The sequence below is a fragment of the Cohnella sp. LGH genome (genome assembly GCF_017671885.1).
GTDB classification, from domain to species: Bacteria; Bacillota; Bacilli; order Paenibacillales; family Paenibacillaceae; genus Cohnella; species Cohnella phaseoli.
Window position 1 is genome coordinate 5,842,983 of the sequence record NZ_CP072117.1, and the last position, 18,456, is coordinate 5,861,438.

The window sequence follows — 18,456 nt, forward strand, 5'->3', positions numbered from 1 at the left end:
TCATACTCATACGATTTTTGTTAGCTCACTGTTGATTACTCGATGTGCAGCAACATAACGATCTCTCGGACTTATCCCAAACGATGCAAATTGAACCTTCAATTGATTTGTAATAAATTGAACTTCATACTGCTTCGCATTTCCCACGAAAAAGCTATTGTATGTGGACTCATTCGGTTTCACATTAAATGCAACGTTATGAATCAATTTTTTCTTTCCATTTAAGGCATACACTTTGATTCTTACTCGGGCATTCTTATGCTGATGTTGGTTTAGCGAGTTCACAACAATATCTTTAGAGACAGTCTTATCCTTCTCCGTTAGGTTATTTAGCGGTCCAGTCGAATATTTACGAATCATCGCATATTCTCCCTTTTATAAATAAGATTTTGTGAAAAAGTCATGTCGCTGTATGTGAATATCTTATTCATTCAAGGGTTTATCCGACTGGACGAGACAGATGACTATGTCAAATAAATATCTGATCTGCGTCCAACTGGAGACTTGCTTATTTGTGTTGATTTCGACAACCTATTTCCGTCTGGCGAACGTCCTGTTCCGTTCACGGAAAATCTCGTGGTGGGAGGACACTCCAGCCATCTTGTTGGCCGTAGGATCCATATACAACGCGGCGCTATTTACGGCCAGTACTGCATCGTTGAAGGCTCCGGCAATCAGCCGAACCTTGCTGTCATAGGTTACGAAGTCTCCCGCTCCAAAAACACCCGGCAAATGGGTATCCATCTGGCCGTCGACGATAATTCCGTAGTCTGAATGCTCCATTCCCCAATCCAACAGTGCTCCATAATTGCGTTTGTAGCCGTGATTAACGACGACTTCATCGACCTCAAGCCGCTCTATTGCGCCCGTCTCCATATGTGTCAGGTCAACATGACTAATTTGCTCGCCTTGCCCATACAACTTGGAAAGATTTTTTTCATCGATCATAGCACTGAAAACCATTCTCAACAACAGACAGGCTCGTTGCCCGCGGACTCGACGTGATCTCCGGTCGATTGGATAGCATGCAAAAAGAGGGGCTCGTCGCCCCTCTTTGCTATTTCCGCCCGCACATCTCGGATTTAATTTTTCTTTTGCGCTAATTTAACTCATCAATAACATGCCATAATCTTAGCAGCAGCACAGCTGCTTCCGCTCTAGTCGCCGGCTCCAACGGACTAAATCGATTGTTTTCACGCCCATTCAGTAAACCTCTCGCAACAACATCTTGGATATACCCCTTAGCCCAATGCGGAATATCGGCATCATCGCGGAAGGTTGTGTTCCCTGGTAAGTTCCCCCACTTCATCGCTCTCCCTATCATCGTCGCCATCTCTGCTCGACTCACGTTATGCAACGGTCGAAGCGAATGATCCGGATATCCGGATAATAGCCCCTTCTCCACCGCAATATGAACCGTAGATGCCGCCCAATCGGGAATTTGATCCTGATCCACAAAGCGATGCTCGGTCAATGTGGGAGCTGATGAAGCCAGACCCACTGTTCGGAGCAAGATCGCTGCGAACTCGACTCGTGTGATGCCGCTTTGAGGACTAAACCTCGTTTCCGTATGACCGTTTACAATTCCTCGCTCGAAGGCTTCGCATAGGAAGGTCTCTGCCCAGTGACCCGTTATGTCAGAAAATGAGCATACCGGAGGTTCCAACGCTTTCTGTGTTGCTACACGATAAATCGTCAGACGATAGGTCTTGAGCGTCCCGTTCTCTGCCTTCACGATAAGCTCGAACACATTGTCTCCTTCTTCAAGAGCGACCGTTTTCTCTCCATCTATCCTTTCTTTTCCCAAGGAAACCGTAGCTTTTGCATCGGAAGGAGTCACTTTAATCGTTGCCTTACTAGACCTTGTTTCCGCTCGATAACTCGTCTCCTCTAGCGCAAACTCTGGTGATAAGACCAGCTTCTTCCCCTCTAAGATAACGTTCAAGTCGGCAAGATTGGCGTTGTTAGACTGCGACCATCCCGATCCGCCGCCCTGTTGATTCCCCGGTGTTGTTGGAACACCCTTACGATGAATCGTCAGGCTATAGGCTTCTGTCTCACCGTTCTCTGCTGTCACGACAAGCTCAAACCAATTGTCTCCTTCGACAAGAACGACTGTTTTCTCTCCAGCCAGCTCGTCTCCTTCCAAGCTCACTGTAGCTCTTGCATCAGAAGGAGCCGCTATAATCGTTGCTTCCCTTGACGCGGTTTCCACTCGATAACTTTTCTCCTCTACTGCAAATTCTGGAGATAACGCTAACTCTTCACCAGCCGCGATAATCTTAAGATTTGCCAGATTCGCATTGTCCGAACGAATAGGCTGCCAATTGGCATAGAGCAGCAAGCTGCTAGTTAATTGTGTCGTATCACCGATCCCATAGGGTACACCACTGCCATCAGACTCTGTGTTCCACCCTTGGAGGAGATGTCCTGTCCTTGTCCAATCAAGATCCTCTATAGTTACTAAAGAGCCAGTCTTATAGGGCTTACTTACATACCATCCACTATCATCGTTCGAATCATTCCCCATATAAGTTAAGAAAGCTTGCATGCTCTCCATTCCTATTAAATAAGGATATCCGTCATGATGCTGATCTACTTTCCATAAGGTATCGAAGTCCCAGCCCTCGTAGTTGGCCATATCTTTCATTTGTTCAGAAGTTAAGCCCTTACCGATGTTATCTGATTGCCCCGATAACTCCTTATCGTAATAACTGTTCGCGATGTTTCCTTCGATATAGCGGTTGTCACCCACTAAACCACCGGCTCTAGTGATCTGCCCGATTATCGAACCTTTCGCAAAACTATTTTCAATGGTTCCGGAATTATCCCCGACGAGACCTCCAATTGAATCAGAGCTTGGATTGCATATCCCTGTTAAATTAACAGTAGCATAGCTATTGGATATTTTCGCTTGATCATTATCACCCACTAATCCTCCGATATCATCACAACCAGACACATTCCCCGTTGCAAAAGAAAAAGAGATGTCACCCTTCCTATTTCCTCCGACTAAACCGCCGGCGTCTACCTCACCTGCGACATTCCCTGCAGCATAGCTGTAGGTGACAGAGCTATTTACTAACTCACCGATCAACCCGCCCGTGTTTTTATGACCCTTTACTTCGCCTGCAGCATAACTTAAGGTAACGTCGCCCTCTTGGAAGCTGCCCACGAGCCCCCCTTCATTACGGCTACCCGTGACACTCCCCATTGCAGAGCTTTCAGTGATCGTGCCCGTTATATATTCACCAATCAAACCGCCTACACTTCTATCGCCCCGAACATCCCCGAATGCAGAACTATTTGAGGTGTTTCCTTCTATAATTAATCCCGCGAGACCTCCTACATAGTCCTCGCCGGTAACGGTTCCCTCTGCGGAACTGTTGATAATATCGCCCCGGGAGCTGTCGCCGATCAGACCGCCTACGTTCATAACTCCGGACACATATACATCGGCATGGCTGTTGAATACCCTGTGTTGGCGATTAACGATTTGATTATTAAAACCGACCAAACCGCCTGTACTTTTCTGCCCATATACAGCTCCTGTAACACTGACATTTTCGATAGAGCCAAAATTGGTGCCGGCCAGGATACCTACATTATCCATCCCCTGAACTTGAGAGGCATGGACTTCCAAATTATGTACAATCCCATTACTCAAAGCACTCCCAACTTTGGCGAACAGTCCGACGTTGTTTCCTGTACTTTGAATATACAAATTCGTAATACGATGACCTTGGCCGTCCAAGCTGCCTGTAAAGTCAGGGATCGGAACCCAGTCGGAAGATGCGCTAGACGTACTTAAATCGATGTCATTGTTTAGAACAAAATGACTCGATGAATAATTCCTGATCTCATAAAATTGTTCTGCTGTTGCGATCTGAAACGGATCTTCAGATGTTCCGCTACCCTCTGCAAAAGGTCCCGCTGCATGAGCGGTTCCCGTTAACCCTCCTGGGTAAGATCCAACTACCAGCATGCAGATGACTAAAACCAAAACGCCTTGTTTCTTCCACTGATTCATAATTCTCCTCCTAGTGCTATAATGCCACCTGGTTTTCAGCGCCATCATAACATAGAGCAGTGAAAGAATTATGAAAGACTCTCCCCCTTCAGGTTCGGTCCCTGTGTGCTCCCGGCTGTTCAGGACTCGGGCTGCTTCCTCAAGCCAGCCGCATACAACGGACCGTGCATCCCGACCATGATCTCTTCTTCGCATTTGGAATGTGGCCCTAAATCACTGTGTTTTCACTAGCGACACACAGCATTCAACATGCCTTCTATTCCTAAACTGTCATTGGATTGAACTCATTAGCTCGTGAAAGTATTTAGGTTCATGAGTTTTATTAAGACGATACCAAGCGTCTAATGTTTTGGGAGAAAACACATCTAGCGCTTTTAAAACATGAACAGAAAATTCTAATGGAGCTACTCCGGATGCAGTGATCAATCTCTCATCTGTGACAGCCGATTCCATGTTGTAATATTCTTCTCCCGTGTAAGAAGGGCAAACCATTTTAAGGTAGGCCAAATCATTGCTTGTGTGCCCATGTGAATCCAGCAATCCTGCTTGAGCAAGTCCTAAGGTAGCGCCGCAAATTGCTCCAACGACTATCCCTTCCTTTAAACACATCTCGGCTATTTTTAATATAGGTACGTGAATAGCTTCTGTCCATGTATTTCCACCAGGTAAAATCAGTGCATCTACGCTTTTAATGCTGCACTCATCCACTTTGATGTCAGGCATTATTTTCAATCCGCCCATTGTAGTTACTGGAGTCTTTTCTATCCCAACGGTGACGATTCTGGCAGGAGCCAGCCCCTGTCTGAAGTATCTTCCAGAGTTCAGTTCGGCGGCTAAATAACCTATTTCCCAATCGGACATGGTATCAAACACATAAAGATATACGGTATTATTCATTTCTAAGTGCTCCTCATCAAGTTTATTAGGTAACAGCAACCATTCATTTGTAATGAGTGGTTATCCTTATAATAAAACAGCTTCACTGACAACTGCTGTCAGTGAAGCTGTTACACTTGATAATATTCCATTAACTCTGAAGCAACCGCCACAAGTCTATTCTTTAGATTCTGAGGCTCTATAACTCGAATGGATTTCCCATAAGGAAGAATGATTAACGGAACATGTGTATACAGTGCTTCTTCCTCAAGTAAAAAAATGGCTTGCGTCGATGTCCGCTCCTGCAAATGATGCTCCAAAAACCAATGTATGCATAGATCATCCAACGCCTCTGCCTTGCCACTAATAATTAAAGAAATGTATCCAGATTTACCTGCTACATCTGGTAACAGATTATTCATAAAAAAAGTACGCGCTGAAAATTCATTGGGACGCCTAAATGAGAATGGTGTGCGTGTGATGCTCAGAATTCGTTCTACCCGAAAGCTGCGGATCTCATTCCGCAGGTGGCAGAATGCAATGGTGTACCACTTATTGTTCCAATTAACCACGCCATAGGGGTCTATTACCCTATTGGGGGACTGCTCTTCATGACTGTTACGATAAGAAATTTCTACAGACCATTCATTTGCTACAGCGTGCTCCAATTCCTGCAATACCGGCTGTACAGCGGGGTATCCCCTGCGGTTTATGACTTCAAATCCGGCTAAATGATGGCTTAGTAAACTTTCCTGCTCCTGATTCGAATACATTTTCAACTTGGATGTTGCATTTTCTAATGCCTCACTCAAAGGATACCCGGCTTCTTTTGCAAATAGGGCAGCATGAAGCAATGTCTTTTTTTCATCCATACTAAATAACAGAGGAGATTTGATAAAATTGTGCAGCAAGCTATACCCGCCATTGTGCCCGGTGTCGGATATGATAGGGACGCCACTGGCACATAATGCATCCATATACCGATAAACTGTTCTTATATTTATCTCTAACTTTTCCGATATTTGCTTCGCAGTCCATTTCTCTCCCGAATTCAACATCCATAGAATGGTTAGCATATTATCATTTTTTGGCATAACATAACCCTCACCTTTGATTAACACATAATTAAATTCTAACAAACACTTTAAGTGTTTGCTAATCAACTGTATTCCTTCTTACCGGGAAGAAATAGCAAGCAAACTTTGTTGCGTCGATGGCATCAAGACGTTCAAGAAATGCCGAACATTTTAAACTGATTCGTTTAACCCTGTTTCCGGTCCCATTTTTGATGTTATTTTAGAATGTTTTTATCCAAATGTAATTGTCGAAGAAACAAAAACAAGGGAGACCCAGTGAAGGACCTACCAGTAGCGTACCTGCAATCGGCAGCCATAAATATTTGCAAAAGCTCCGATACGCGTACTGGTTATGGCTTCAAATAGGAGAGTCAAATCGAGGCCGTTGCGCACGATCCAAGGGATGAATTGCGAATAGGGCAAGACGAGTCCCAAAAAAGATAATACTCCGTAAAGTACTTCATTTATAACCCTCCATTATTTTGTAATTCCACAAAGCTCGCAAAAGTCCGTTTGCTCTATCTTCGCTTTTTGTAGTCACCTATTATTTCCTCAAAAATTGAGTGGTAGTGAGTGCTGTCTTTAGCCAAGTAGACTTTAATCTCAGACTCCTTATCTGTAATTAGTGTCCGTAAATCTTTTTCGATACCTCTTTTATGGCTCAACCTCAAAATCAGTGCTTGATTAATAGCTTAACATCCGATGGCGGTTACATTCGATCAGAATGCCCGCTTTATAGCGACTGCGATTCCTTGTGAAATAATGGCGGCGTTGAAAGGCTTTAATACGATTATGGCGGCCTTCTACGGTTGCGTTTGTCCATCGGCATTGATGGTAATTCACGATTTCTTCCTGCCAATTGCGCATGGTCTTTAGCGCACTTTGGACGGCAGCGTGGTCGATCTGATCGCCTTGCGTACACCAACGCTCAAATCCCAGCTTGGCAACAGTATAGTTTGGCGAGCAGTCATACCAAGTCGTGAACGCTTCTTTCCATTCCCACATGCTGCGTAGCAGCGGGGAGTAATTCAGCATCGTGTCCAACTTCTTTGCACTTTCTTCACTCAGTGATTCGGCAGGCGGATTTAGCAGACGGTGGTTTGCTTTTAGATAAGTTTTGGCTCGCGGAGATAACGTTGGCTGAACAGTTTTACGAACTTCCTGTACGCTTTCAATCACATAACCGTGAACATGGAAACGGTCTGCGATGCGAATCGCTTTCGGGAAACACTCGCTGATCCAGGTGTGATACGCCTGAGCCAAATCCATGACCACTGCCTTCGGATCAAGCCGAAGGAACTCAGGGTGCGCCTGAGCGTACGCACGCAGCGCTTCCAGCTTTCGGCCCGGCAACAGGTCCAGCATCGTCTCGCCTTTGAGGTTGTGAATGCCGGTGTTATACGTATGACCCTTCTTGATCGCGAAGTCATCGACACCCAGAACCAGTTCAGCTGTTTCTTTTGCTTCTTCCCACACTTGTTTGTAAAGCGCATCGCAAAGAGCAGGGACCGCCTCGTTATGCATACGTTGTACGGTACTCGCCGGCGCTTGCTGTATCCGAGCGCCATGCGCGGCCGTGGACCCAAGCGCCTGTTCGACCGTATGGGAGCGGAAAAGCCTGCTGTAGCGCTGTTTGGGACCGACGAAATCGTATGCCCATACAAATCCGGCTTCACAGTTACTGCAAAACATACGAATGGTCGGCACGTGCAGATAGGTTTTCTTCTCAAAAACGGATAGATGTCGGACGGTTCGCATCCCATTGCTTCCCTTCCGAATCACTGCTTGATCTGAATCGCAGCATGGGCAGATTTGCTTGTCGTCTAGCGGCAAGGCTTCTATGTGAACTTCATCGTCATGAATGGATAACAGTTGATGAATCTTTAGCTCTGGTATGTCGAGCCATTCATTGATATACTGAGTTTGCATCTGTCTATTCCTTTTTGTTGTTGGGTAGGACTTACAACAATACAGGAGTAGCAGATGTTTTTCCATTTCTATCCTCAATTCATTTCGTCAAGCACTCATTTCGGTTTTGATCCTCTTTTATGATTCAAAAGTGTTTGTCCCACTAATGGACGTAGTTGAAAGGAAAAACAAACTGGCAAGATGAGCCGATATTAATGTCCCTCACTCTTTCTCCTCGTCCCCTTACTTTTTATTCGAATCAGGGCGCCGCGGATTAACCGTGCCAAAGCTATGATACGGTGTTATCCCATTTGCAAATAGGCTATCTACCAACTTGACCAATTCTTCCGACGATAGATCTTTGCCGTTGCGTATCCAAAGGCGAAATATAGATATTAGTGTGGATATGTAAAACTCAATTATGTAGGGTGCTAAGACCTCATTTGATGGAAAGTTCACAATCAATTTCTCAAAGGGGATTTCTCTTTTCAGGCGTTCAACAAAATGAACAGCACCATAGTCGCCCAAGAGGGCTTTAAAAACAGAAATTTCCTCTGCATTTTCCAAGCATTGAAGTGCATCTTGGAAAGAATGTGTAGAAAACTCTCTGCTTGCCATTTCCTCGTTAATGGATTTCATGACACGCTCTTCAACGTAGTCCAGCAACTCATAGATATCCGTAAAGTATTGATAAAATGTACTGCGATTATATCCTGATTGGTTGGCAATTTCTTGAATGGATATTTTTTCGATTGGTTTTTGGCTATATAAATCACAGAATACATTTACAAATGTTTGCCTTGTCTTGTCCGTAATTTCAGGTTGCTTTTTCATTTTTGCCTCCATTTCCTGCTCAATCGATTATACGACAGATATTAAAAATCTGATGGTTGATGACCCTATAGTGAATCTATACAATAACATCATACAACACGTTGTTTGATCATCAACAAGGATTATCAACTATTTTAGGGAGGCTAACATGAGAATTTTATTTTTCGGTAGAGGTGTGATATCGACCCAATATGCTTGGGCTTTTGAACAGGCAGGGAATACCGTTGAGTTTTACGTTAGAAAAGGGAGAAAGGAAACCTTCGGAAGCCATATAGAGCTTGAAATGTGGGACGCACGAAGAGGAAAACAGCTAATAAAAGAAAGCTGGAACGTCAAATTGCATGAGGAACTGAGCCCGAATTACGATCTCATTATTGTAAGTGTCAACACGGAACAGCTTCCAGAAGCGGCCCAATTACTATCGACTGCTGCTGGAAACACCCCTGTCCTGATATTCAATAATGTTTGGCAAGATTTGAAATCATCGATCTCGCCATTGTCTATGAATAATGTTGTTTTTGGCTTCCCCGGAGGAGGCGGCGGCATAGCGGACAATAGGCTTAGAGGTGGCTTTTTGAAAATGATATTTCTTGAAAAACCACGAGCAGGCACCGAGCATATTAACCAATTGATCAAGGAATGCTTTGAAAGTGCCCATTTTAAAATTAATTGGGTAAAGGATATGCAAAACTGGCTATGGAATCACTTTGCCATGAATGCGGCTATGGAGACCGAGGTGTTAAGACTGGGAAGTTTTCCAGCGCTCATGAACCATAAGACCTCATTTGCAAATGTTGGGTTAAATATGAGAGAAATGATCCCTGTACTTAAAGCAAGAGGGGCAAAACTTGATGCCATTTCCCTCCTGCTGACTAAAATTCCACCGATACTCCTCGGCACACTTTTTAACAAGGTTATTTTTGCAAAAGGCAGCTTACCGCGACTTTTTGTGGAATACAACAACAGTAAAGCAGGTTTTGCGGTACTTGAAGTTCTGAGAGAAGCAAAGAAGTTAGGCATACCTTTACCGCGTCTTACTATGGCATTTGAAAACACAGAGCATCACAAAGCTATTAAAAATTCCATATCATAGAAATTTTACCCCTAACCAATAACACACAGCACTCCACATGCACCGATTGGCCAGTCGGGTTCCATACTCCATCAAAACTTTATCACCGATGAATTTTCCAATTTTATTCTGTTGGAATTTCGTGATACAACTCGATTAAGTTTCCTGCGGGATCTCTGAAATTAACGCTTCTTATCCCATATTGTCTAGAAATCGGCTCCGACATAAAGTTGACTTTTTCCTTCAGTTCAAGAAATGCCTTGTCTACATCATTCACCTGAAAGACAATTACTGCCCGATCATTAAAATGATCGTGTTGATCGTGTACTGAATAAGAACAGTCGACCGCATCAGCCATGGATTTTCTATCATAAAGAGCGAGTGTGGTATTACCTGTATTGAAATCGGCATATTTGCCCTCTTCTGTTCCCCAAATGGGTTCAAATCCCATCACATCCCGGTAAAAAATAAAACATTCCTTAAAGCAATCTACGAGCAAGCGAGTATGGGTTAACTTCATTTCTAATCTCCCCCTGATCTTAACCATTATTACAATTCAGCACTTAACTCATTCGATGTATATAGGTTTTTCCCTCTTTTTGGTTTTGTTAGAAAGGGCAACAGCAGACTCTCTGGAAAAGAGATACTTTGTGTTACAATAAAGGTACCTCTTCTGAAGGGGCGTGATATTGTGAGCATTAACAGAGAAGAATTGAAGCGCATCATTGACCATATACCTGAGCAGGACGCCATTGAAGTTGCCGTTTTCATTGGATACCTGAACGCAACACGAGAACGTGAAGCATTAAAAAATCTCGAACACGCCAGCCTGACCAGCATGGAATTTTGGAATAATTCAGTGGACGATGAGGTTTGGAACAATGTATAGACAAGGAGATATTGTAAGACATACACGATACAAATAACTGCCTCTGATCTTGATGAAGGGCTATTGCGCGCCACGTCTGCTGTCCGTGCGGATAAAGTATATACGTTCTCGAATCAAATTGTTATTAAAAAATTCGGACACCTAAAACCTTCGCTTTCACATGCAGAAAAGTTGGATCTAAAAACCGTGTCTTGACAATAGGGTCCACCTTATAAATCTATTCGAAGTATTCACTGGGCTACGGTATCCCCATATTCCTGTATAAGGTATAATTATATGTATCCAAAGTTCAAATAGATGACCAAAATACTACAAAGGTGTGATAACAATGCAATGGCAAGAGGTTCGTACGATTTATCCTGATCAGTACGTATTGCTTGAAATTCTTGACTCTCATACCAAGGATAACATTCAGTTTGTTAATGAAGTCGCTCTAGTACGAGCGATTCAAGACCCTGATGAAGCAACGAGAGAACTGTTCAAATGCAGAAATAATAATATTGTTTATCATACCGGTCAGGAAAAAATAACCATCGAACTTAGGAATAATCCGCTATACAGGAGTAGATGAAATGCAGATTGAATATGCCCACAATTTACTTCAAGCTTCCATGACAATTTGCTATAGAGGGCGCTCCTTAACCATTGACAATCTAATCATTGATACTGGGGCGGCGCATTCCTTGTTAGCCTCTGATGTCGTTTCCGAGATAGGCATTAAGTTTGAAAATGGTGATAAGCTTCTACGGAGCTTTGGGATCGGCGGAGACGAATTCTCTTTCCAAAAACGCGTTGATCACATCCAATTAGGTGAATTAATCATAGAAGACATCTCTATTGATTTTGGTGTTTTTCATGAAGATATTAATTACATTAACGGCCTCATTGGTCTGGATATTCTTAAAGGCGGCAATATGATCATTGACCTACATCGAATGGAAATGCACCCAACTAACCTCAAACACGGGTAACATGGAGTGCGAAAATTGCTCGCGTCCCCATGCTGCTCCCATCGCAATCGACGCACCTGCTGAGACCATTCTATTCTGCCCTGCACTGGACATATTTCACAGTCCAAAGAAATAGCGACAGTAGCTGCATTTCAAGGATGCTTCTGCCATTACCGAGTCCATTATTGATGCAGTTGGAGGAGAGACACTAGATTATTCACCCGCTGTTATCGATTTTCAACAAGAGACAGCCGCAGAGAGTAAGCTTTTACTCTTTGCGGCTTCTTTGTTTAATAAAGCGAATCTTGCAGGTTGAGTTGTCCACAAAAGGAGAAATATCGCCTCCTCCTTCGTAAAGCCCTTTACTCCAGCTCTAGCAAACGCAGTATCAGCGTCGCGGCTTCTGCTCGGGTTGTCGTCGCGTCAGGATTGAAGCGATTGCTCGCTTGCCCGCGTATCAGACCCTTGCTCCTCGCTGCTTCCACCGCTGCCTTGCCCCAAACCGGAATATCTTCGGCATCCGCAAAAGAAACCTGCTGTGCATCGCCAGGCTGCAGCTCCAATGCCTTTGCGATAATCATAGCCATCATGGTACGAGTAAGCGGGGCGTTCGGACGTACAGTGCCGTCCGGATAGCCGGTCAGCCAACCCGCTTCCACAGCCTTCAGCAGCGGCGAATGTGCCCAGGCGCCAACCGTTTGCAGATCGGAGAAGCTGCGACTCGACTCGCTTCCCTCCAGCCCCAACGCCCGTTGCAGCATCACAATAAATTGTGCGCGAGTGACGGCTTGTTGCGGACGGAAGGCGCCGTCCTTATAACCAACAATAATTCCCCGGCGGGCGGCTTCCATAATGGAAGCCTTAGCCCAGTGCCCCTGTATGTCGTTAAACTCAATGTTACTGCCCTGCGGCGTTTCTTCTCCGCCGTTTGCCGATGGCTTTGCTTCTCCTCCGTTATCCACCGGCGTCTCTTCCCCACCTTTGCCTGGCGATGTTCCCCCACCGCCGTTCCCTGGCGATGTCCCTCCCCCTCCGTTGCCTGGACCTCCGCCTTGTTGCTCATTCAAAGCAACGGTGACCGTTGCATAGTTGGAGCGATCCTTGCCGTCGATGGCATAGTAAGTAAAGGTATCCGTACCGCTCGCTCCATTTTTCGGCGTATAGATGAACTGATTGGAGTGGCGCTCCACCCGCACCGTACCTTGTGCAGGGTTGTCCAGTATACGGAACGTCAGTGTATCTTCATCCTCATCCGTGGCCGGCAACTCCCCCTGAGTCCCCTGTCCGGCAGAAGCATTCAACGACACATTCTGGGCTACAGGGGCATGATTGGCCGTATAGCGCAACAAGCTGAACGCTTGGATGGTGTTGTCGTTCCCTACTACATATACACCGATATAGCTGCCTTCCCCTAGTGGCAGATCAGCCGCCAAGTCGAGATTGCCGCCCGTGTAAGGGTCAATCACATCGCTGCCGGCAGGCGCAGGGTCGCCCACATGCGGCGTTGCAAACCGTTCGATGCTGCGCTTATACATCTGCTCCTTGCTCGTCTTCAGCACCAAGCGCTCGTTCTGCCCGGCTGAAGCCGCGATGCTGACTTCCCCGTTGTGGATCGCGATATTCGCTCCCCCCGCTACTGCTGGCGCATAGGGAACTATGTTCACGTACACGGTAGCGGTCTCCACATCGGAACCATTCGACACCTGGTAGCGGAATGAATCGCTGCCTTGCGCCCCCTGATCCGGAACATATTCGAAGCTGCCGGTAGAGCTGTCCAGGTAAACAATGCCGTGGGACGGATGTTCTACTGTGGAGTAAACCAGGCCGCTTGCCGGCAAATTCCCCTTATAAGCTTCACCTTGCTTGACGGACACATGATCGTCAGAGGAGGACAAAGCATACGCCATTTCATAGAGCCTGCCCTCTCCGGCAGCTAATGTGGCGCTGAAAGTCCCGCTCGCTTCGTCATAATTTCCCGCAGGCACACGTTCGCCATTGGCCTTCGAGATTTCCATAACTTGAGCCGGAGCGGAAGGGATCGTAAACATGAATTCATGCGCGTTTTCAGTATCTTTGTTAACGACCATCCAGTACCGCTTTCCTTTGTTGTCCGTAAAAGTGCTGATCATCGCTCTCGAAGTATTGGCAGGGAGCTGCACCCAATCGTCCGCTTGCATCCTGCTGACGCCAAGCTCGGGTATGTCATTGGCCGGATAGGCATGATAGACACGATTAAGCTCCAATTGCAGCAATACTTCTCCCAAATGTCCAATTTCACTGTTCAGTTGTTGGGCCCAGCTGTAAGAAGCCGCCTCGCTTCCATCTCTGTTCACTAATGCATTCGTATAACGGTTATCGGAGGCGTATGCGGAATACAGCAATCCTTTGGCGCCGTATGCCAGTGAGGCATAGGCCTGAAAGCGCATTTGACCTTGTGAAGGTACAGGAACAGGGACGGGCTGGAAGGTTTCCGCGGCGGACTGAATCGTTGCCCACAGCGGCACGCCTTTCTTCCTTGCCTCTTGGCTGAACTGGTCGAGCAGCGCGAAGTAATTGTCCAGTTGGACACCGCCATGATGATAGTTATAGGAATCCATGACAAGCAAATCCGGAGCGGCGGCTGCAGCCATCCATGCTTGGATCCGGTTGTCCTGTTCTTCCCCGTTTATGGTGGTAAACAGCCTGCCGCCCTTCAACTGGCCGTCTACCTCCAATGTCCCGTAAGGATCGATTCTCCAGTTGGCCCACACTTGGCCCTCGTAGCCTGGGTCAAGGTCAAACTCAAAAATATATTCCGTATTTTCAGCCACTGCCAATGCAGGACTAAACGTAAATGTAGGTTGGCTGTCGGTCGGCCTGGAGTGAATCTGTTCGGATTGCCCGATCAAGCTCTCCGTTGCGGCATCATAAACCTTCACTCTTGCCGGCGCCCATATATTGGTGCTCAAGCCATTGCTCATTTTAATAGACTGCAGTGTAGTTTGTCCCGGCTTGGTGCGGACCCGTTCGCGAATCAACTGGGAAGGGGTGAGAAATCCTCCATTCCGATCTACGCCCGGCAAGCTTACGTAGGATATCCGGTTCGCATCAATCGACTTCAGATAGGAGGCGGCAGAGGCCAGTTGGTCATAGAGCCCGCTGAATGCCCGCCGTTGCAGGCTATAGCCGAGCAATGCGTCATATGTGCCTAATTCGCCGGACAACCAATCCCAGTATGCGTCGGATGGACGGCGATCCGGTGCAAATGCAGCCTCTTCCGCTTGATCATTCAAGGTTATTTCATAAGCAAGATCCTCATAATTCCGATACTCGCCATGTTGTGAGGCATGACCGCCAAAGTAAGCCCCGCCCTTGTCATAGCCGGAACCGGCCTGATTATAATAACCGATCCCGGTATTGGATACGGTATCTGTCATCAACTGCATGTAATAGACTTTATCCGGCTCTAGAGCTGCATCGCTAAATTCGAACTGGCGCATATGCTCCCCGGATTCACCGGCCGGCAGAACCAGTGAAGCTCTGGCAATTTCGTTGGTGCGATCCGGAGATTCATAGACGACCAGCTCCAAATTGACGGGATTCGTCAACGGCTCTGCAACATTAATTTGCGTGTTGAGAGAAATGGCCTTCAAGCTCCAATTGCTGCCATTGGCCGGCGTCCTAAACAGCTGGCCGTGCCAGTGCCATGGAAGAATACCATAGACCATATTGACTTCAGGCTGGCTGACCGTGACCGGAGGCGGCGCGTATTCATGCCCCGCCAGCACTTTCATCCCGGAATTACCCGCTTCCAGAAGCAGCTGCTGTTGATCGCCGATGCTGTCCACAGCGCCGGAAGTGATCATCAAGTTTGCATTCATCGCCTTGATTTTGTTCACTTGCTCTGTGAAAGCGGCTCCTTCCTGCGACTTAACAATATGATGGACACCCATTGGGAACTGGCCGTTAAAGGCAACGCCGATCTGGGTTTGAAGGTTACTTTGCTTAACAGGCAAGAGACTGAAACCCACGATCTCATTATTGCCGTCCACTTCATAAACCGCAACATATTCGCCTATCGCAGCCGGCACATCGTTTCCATCATAGACAGGGAGTTGCGGCCCCACGCTTCCGACTGCAGGAGCGCTCGCCGGTGTCTGTACGACCTGAACCCGGATCATATTGCCGTTCTCGAGCTGGGCTGCGACGACAGTCGTTCCGGCTGCGCTGCCCGGCGACAGGAAGGCTTCCTTCACCGTCGGCACGCGCGCAAGTCCGGACTGCCCCTGTGCCAGCGCCACTGTAACCGTCGCGGGATTGGAGTTGATCTTGCCATCGCCGACGATATAGGCGAATGAACCGGCCCCATCGAAGCTGCCGTTCGGCGTAAAAGTAAATGCACCGTCGCTGCCCAGCGTAACTTCTCCGCCTACCGGATTGCCGACCAGCGTATACGTCAACTCATCGCCGTCGGGATCGGCCGCATTCAAGCTGCCTTCAACCGCCTGTAAGCCGGCAAGCTCTTTGTAGAGGCTGTAGGCAACGGGCTGGCGATTCAGATCGGCGCGAAGATTCGTTTTGTACAATTTCCCTTCGCCTGGAGCAAACTCTGCCGACAGCACCCCGGTCGAAGCGTTGAACAGAGCCGGTATCTCCTGGCCGCTTTCCTTGGAGATTTCTACAACCTGATTAATCGACGAATCCAGGTTGAACGTAAGCGTTCGGTTGCCGGGCGAAGGCCCGCCTGTCACATTAATGTCGCGATTAACAACCATGACGTAGATCGTGCCTTCTTCATCATGGAAGGTGCTAATCATTTGCGGCGCATTGGCCTGGTTGGGCTGCCAAAAGAAATTCTGGGGGAGAGCCGTCGTTCCTCGCGGCAAATTTCCCGGGCTGTGGTGATACACCTCTTGCGAGGTAAGCCGCTTCAGCGTCGGCCCCAGATGCAACAATTGCTCATTCAGCTTCCGCGCCCATTCATAGGATGGATATCTCGTGCCATCAGGACGAATAATGCCGTCGATAAAATACGGATAGGGCGGCGTCTGATACGCGAAATACATGAGTCCCTTGGCGCCGTACGCCAGATTGGTGAAAATATTGTAGCGCAAATCGTCTTCATTCGGCACGCGCGCACTCAAAGGCTCATTCTGATCGCCAAATCCGATCGATTGCAAAAAGGACCAAAAATCCAGCCCCGACTCCTTCGCATTCCTTCGTATCGTTTCCAGATTGTAATAGTACGCTTCGAACAGCCCATTCACTCTGAACGGATAGGTGTCAAAAACGACATAATCCGGCTCCGCCCTCGTCCATCTGTATACATAATCGTCATAGGTAAAGCCTTCAATAACCCGATCAATGGAGTACCAGAAGTCTGCCTTCACATTGCTGCCTTCAATGTAAGCGTTTCCGTAATTGTACCATTTGTACCCGCTTACCGAACGAGTAACCGCAATGGCATCATTGCCGCCGCCGTTATGGGTCAGTTCCATATAGTACATCGCGCCCGGCTCAACTTCGGCATTCAACGTGAATACCGGCCAATTATCCGTAACCTCTGAACGGTTCAGCGTTTGCCGCGCCACAATCTGTTCCTTGTTCTGCGAATCCCACAGCGTGAGCGTCAGTTCCTCCTCATTGGACCAGGTCGCCTGATCGACAAACCACTGCACCGTATGCAGACCGTCCTGTTCGCTGCCTGTGCGGAAAGTCTGCCCGAGAGGCTTGACCGAGCTTAGCTCCTCCGTTGTTGCATTGGCGTCTATCTTCAATTGATCCCAGCGCAAATCCGGCGCTTGCGCTTCACTGGGGTACAGATTAACAAACGACGAATTGTACGGGTCCGACTCCTTCATCCTATTCATGGTTGCTTCCACACCGGGAAACTCATCGGCGGAAGGCTCGTCGAGCAGCGTGTAGCCCATCATGGCATGATGGTGCTTGAAGTAATCCGCCACGGTGCCCAGCGCTTCCGGTGACGGCATTGCTCGTTCGGTGCCCTTGAAGCCTTCCTGATACAGATGCGCGCCAAAGTCGACTTTGAACCTGAGATCTCCCGCCTGGGCAGCGCCATTCAGATAGGACACGCCTTCCGGATACACATTGGCGGAATTCGCCCTGATCTTGATTCCTTCCGCATGCGTCGTGCTCAATTCAAAATAATACGTTTTGCCCTTGTCGACCGGAAACCCGCCGAACCCGATTTTAGGAATCAGGTAGCCCTCTTTATCCCTGGGGATATAGGACACATTGGCGAGCTCTAACACCTGTTCGCTCGTTCTTGCGCCGCTTACGGAATCAGAACCGTAAACAACGACTTGGAGCAGCGCATCTTCGGGCCAATCCGACACTGTAAAGTTGACATCATAGATGCCCCATCCCTCGCCCTCAAGTGGGACCTGGAAAGATTGCACCCAGGTTTGCCCGGGGGCGATTGTCACTTCTTGATCGCTGTTGAACTGATTAATAAACTCTTCCTTAAAAAGAAAGCTGGTGTGCGCCACCAACAGATCCAGATCGTTCTCAAAGGATAGATCCAGCATCTTTTGATTCGTGTCGATGTAATAGTTGGAATTGCCGCCGACGATAAAATTGACGTTCATATCGGCGATTTCCTTCATGACTGCGCTGTTGCTCTCATGCGGCGCCGGCGGAATATAAATGCCGATCGGAAAAGCATGCCTGTCCAATGGCGGATCGGCAGAAGCTGCTGCAGCTTCTGCTAGATTGGCCGAGATGCTTGCATTTGCAATAAGCGAACTGAATAATGTCAGCATTAGAACCATAACGCTTGATTGTTTGACGAGTTTAGTGATCATGCGCCATCTGCTCCTTTA

General features: G+C 47.3%; 14 protein-coding genes. 4 read left to right on the top strand and 10 right to left on the bottom strand.

Annotation, left to right across the window (positions count from 1 at the left end; genetic code table 11):
* Positions 1 to 6 precede the first annotated feature (6 nt).
* The 8 genes from J4772_RS24610 to J4772_RS24645 all read right to left on the bottom strand — a co-directional run bounded on the left by J4772_RS24610 (position 7) and on the right by J4772_RS24645 (position 8,724).
* Positions 7 to 360 carry a hypothetical protein gene (locus tag J4772_RS24610; RefSeq protein ID WP_209071813.1) on the bottom strand — a complete coding sequence of 118 codons (354 nt, stop codon included), beginning with the start codon at positions 358 to 360 and terminating at the stop codon, positions 7 to 9.
* Positions 361 to 531: 171 nt separating this feature from the next.
* Positions 532 to 948: an FAD-dependent oxidoreductase gene (locus J4772_RS24615; RefSeq protein ID WP_209071814.1), complete on the bottom strand. Its 417-nt coding sequence runs from the start codon at positions 946 to 948 to the stop codon at positions 532 to 534.
* 151 nt (positions 949 to 1,099) lie between these two features.
* Positions 1,100 to 4,030 carry an S-layer homology domain-containing protein gene (locus J4772_RS24620; RefSeq protein WP_209071815.1) on the bottom strand — a complete coding sequence of 977 codons (2,931 nt, stop codon included), beginning with the start codon at positions 4,028 to 4,030 and terminating at the stop codon, positions 1,100 to 1,102.
* Positions 4,031 to 4,300: 270 nt separating this feature from the next.
* Positions 4,301 to 4,927: a type 1 glutamine amidotransferase family protein gene (locus J4772_RS24625; protein ID WP_209071816.1), complete on the bottom strand. Its 627-nt coding sequence runs from the start codon at positions 4,925 to 4,927 to the stop codon at positions 4,301 to 4,303.
* Between the two features lie 110 nt (positions 4,928 to 5,037).
* Positions 5,038 to 6,000: a helix-turn-helix transcriptional regulator gene (locus J4772_RS24630; protein ID WP_209077413.1), complete on the bottom strand. Its 963-nt coding sequence runs from the start codon at positions 5,998 to 6,000 to the stop codon at positions 5,038 to 5,040.
* Between the two features lie 267 nt (positions 6,001 to 6,267).
* Positions 6,268 to 6,417 (bottom strand): hypothetical protein, encoded by a 150-nt coding sequence (locus J4772_RS37140; protein ID WP_371822737.1) that lies wholly within the window; start codon positions 6,415 to 6,417, stop codon positions 6,268 to 6,270.
* 249 nt (positions 6,418 to 6,666) lie between these two features.
* Complete coding sequence (locus tag J4772_RS24640) at positions 6,667 to 7,977, bottom strand: ISL3 family transposase (RefSeq protein WP_247740839.1); 1,311 nt, start codon at positions 7,975 to 7,977, stop codon at positions 6,667 to 6,669.
* A 156-nt stretch (positions 7,978 to 8,133) separates the two neighbouring features.
* Positions 8,134 to 8,724, bottom strand: a complete 591-nt coding sequence (locus J4772_RS24645; RefSeq protein ID WP_209071817.1) for a TetR/AcrR family transcriptional regulator — start codon at positions 8,722 to 8,724, stop codon at positions 8,134 to 8,136.
* 148 nt (positions 8,725 to 8,872) lie between these two features.
* On the opposite strand from J4772_RS24645, the gene J4772_RS24650 reads away from it, so the two are divergent.
* Positions 8,873 to 9,817 (top strand): ketopantoate reductase family protein, encoded by a 945-nt coding sequence (locus J4772_RS24650; RefSeq protein WP_209071818.1) that lies wholly within the window; start codon positions 8,873 to 8,875, stop codon positions 9,815 to 9,817.
* Positions 9,818 to 9,920: 103 nt separating this feature from the next.
* Here the strand turns inward: J4772_RS24650 and J4772_RS24655 are convergent, their stop codons facing one another.
* On the bottom strand, positions 9,921 to 10,316 hold the full coding sequence (locus tag J4772_RS24655; RefSeq protein ID WP_209071819.1) for a VOC family protein: 396 nt from the start codon (positions 10,314 to 10,316) through the stop codon (positions 9,921 to 9,923).
* A 171-nt stretch (positions 10,317 to 10,487) separates the two neighbouring features.
* Here J4772_RS24655 and J4772_RS24660 point away from each other — a divergent pair, with 171 nt between their 5' ends.
* The 3 genes from J4772_RS24660 to J4772_RS24670 all read left to right on the top strand — a co-directional run bounded on the left by J4772_RS24660 (position 10,488) and on the right by J4772_RS24670 (position 11,656).
* On the top strand, positions 10,488 to 10,685 hold the full coding sequence (locus tag J4772_RS24660) for a DUF2281 domain-containing protein (protein WP_209071820.1): 198 nt from the start codon (positions 10,488 to 10,490) through the stop codon (positions 10,683 to 10,685).
* A 328-nt stretch (positions 10,686 to 11,013) separates the two neighbouring features.
* Complete coding sequence (locus J4772_RS24665) at positions 11,014 to 11,256, top strand: hypothetical protein (protein WP_209071821.1); 243 nt, start codon at positions 11,014 to 11,016, stop codon at positions 11,254 to 11,256.
* 1 nt (position 11,257) lies between these two features.
* Entirely contained in the window at positions 11,258 to 11,656 is a 399-nt protein-coding gene (locus tag J4772_RS24670; protein WP_209071822.1) for a retropepsin-like aspartic protease, read from the top strand.
* Positions 11,657 to 11,997: 341 nt separating this feature from the next.
* Here J4772_RS24670 and J4772_RS24675 read toward each other — a convergent pair whose 3' ends face one another.
* Positions 11,998 to 18,438, bottom strand: coding sequence for an Ig-like domain-containing protein (locus J4772_RS24675; RefSeq protein WP_209071823.1), 6,441 nt, complete (start codon positions 18,436 to 18,438; stop codon positions 11,998 to 12,000).
* Positions 18,439 to 18,456 lie beyond the last annotated feature (18 nt).

Excerpts from the sequence above, each read along its gene's own strand:
- J4772_RS24610 (WP_209071813.1), bottom strand. The coding sequence starts at position 360 with ATGATTCGTAAATATTCGACTGGACCGCTAAATAACCTAACGGAGAAG.
- J4772_RS24615 (WP_209071814.1), bottom strand. The coding sequence starts at position 948 with ATGATCGATGAAAAAAATCTTTCCAAGTTGTATGGGCAAGGCGAGCAA.
- J4772_RS24620 (WP_209071815.1), bottom strand. The coding sequence starts at position 4,030 with ATGAATCAGTGGAAGAAACAAGGCGTTTTGGTTTTAGTCATCTGCATG.
- J4772_RS24625 (WP_209071816.1), bottom strand. The coding sequence starts at position 4,927 with ATGAATAATACCGTATATCTTTATGTGTTTGATACCATGTCCGATTGG.
- J4772_RS24630 (WP_209077413.1), bottom strand. The coding sequence starts at position 6,000 with ATGCCAAAAAATGATAATATGCTAACCATTCTATGGATGTTGAATTCG.
- J4772_RS24640 (WP_247740839.1), bottom strand. The coding sequence starts at position 7,977 with ATGGAAAAACATCTGCTACTCCTGTATTGTTGTAAGTCCTACCCAACA.
- J4772_RS24645 (WP_209071817.1), bottom strand. The coding sequence starts at position 8,724 with ATGAAAAAGCAACCTGAAATTACGGACAAGACAAGGCAAACATTTGTA.
- J4772_RS24650 (WP_209071818.1), top strand. The coding sequence starts at position 8,873 with ATGAGAATTTTATTTTTCGGTAGAGGTGTGATATCGACCCAATATGCT.
- J4772_RS24655 (WP_209071819.1), bottom strand. The coding sequence starts at position 10,316 with ATGAAGTTAACCCATACTCGCTTGCTCGTAGATTGCTTTAAGGAATGT.
- J4772_RS24665 (WP_209071821.1), top strand. The coding sequence starts at position 11,014 with ATGCAATGGCAAGAGGTTCGTACGATTTATCCTGATCAGTACGTATTG.
- J4772_RS24670 (WP_209071822.1), top strand. The coding sequence starts at position 11,258 with ATGCAGATTGAATATGCCCACAATTTACTTCAAGCTTCCATGACAATT.
- J4772_RS24675 (WP_209071823.1), bottom strand. The coding sequence starts at position 18,438 with ATGATCACTAAACTCGTCAAACAATCAAGCGTTATGGTTCTAATGCTG.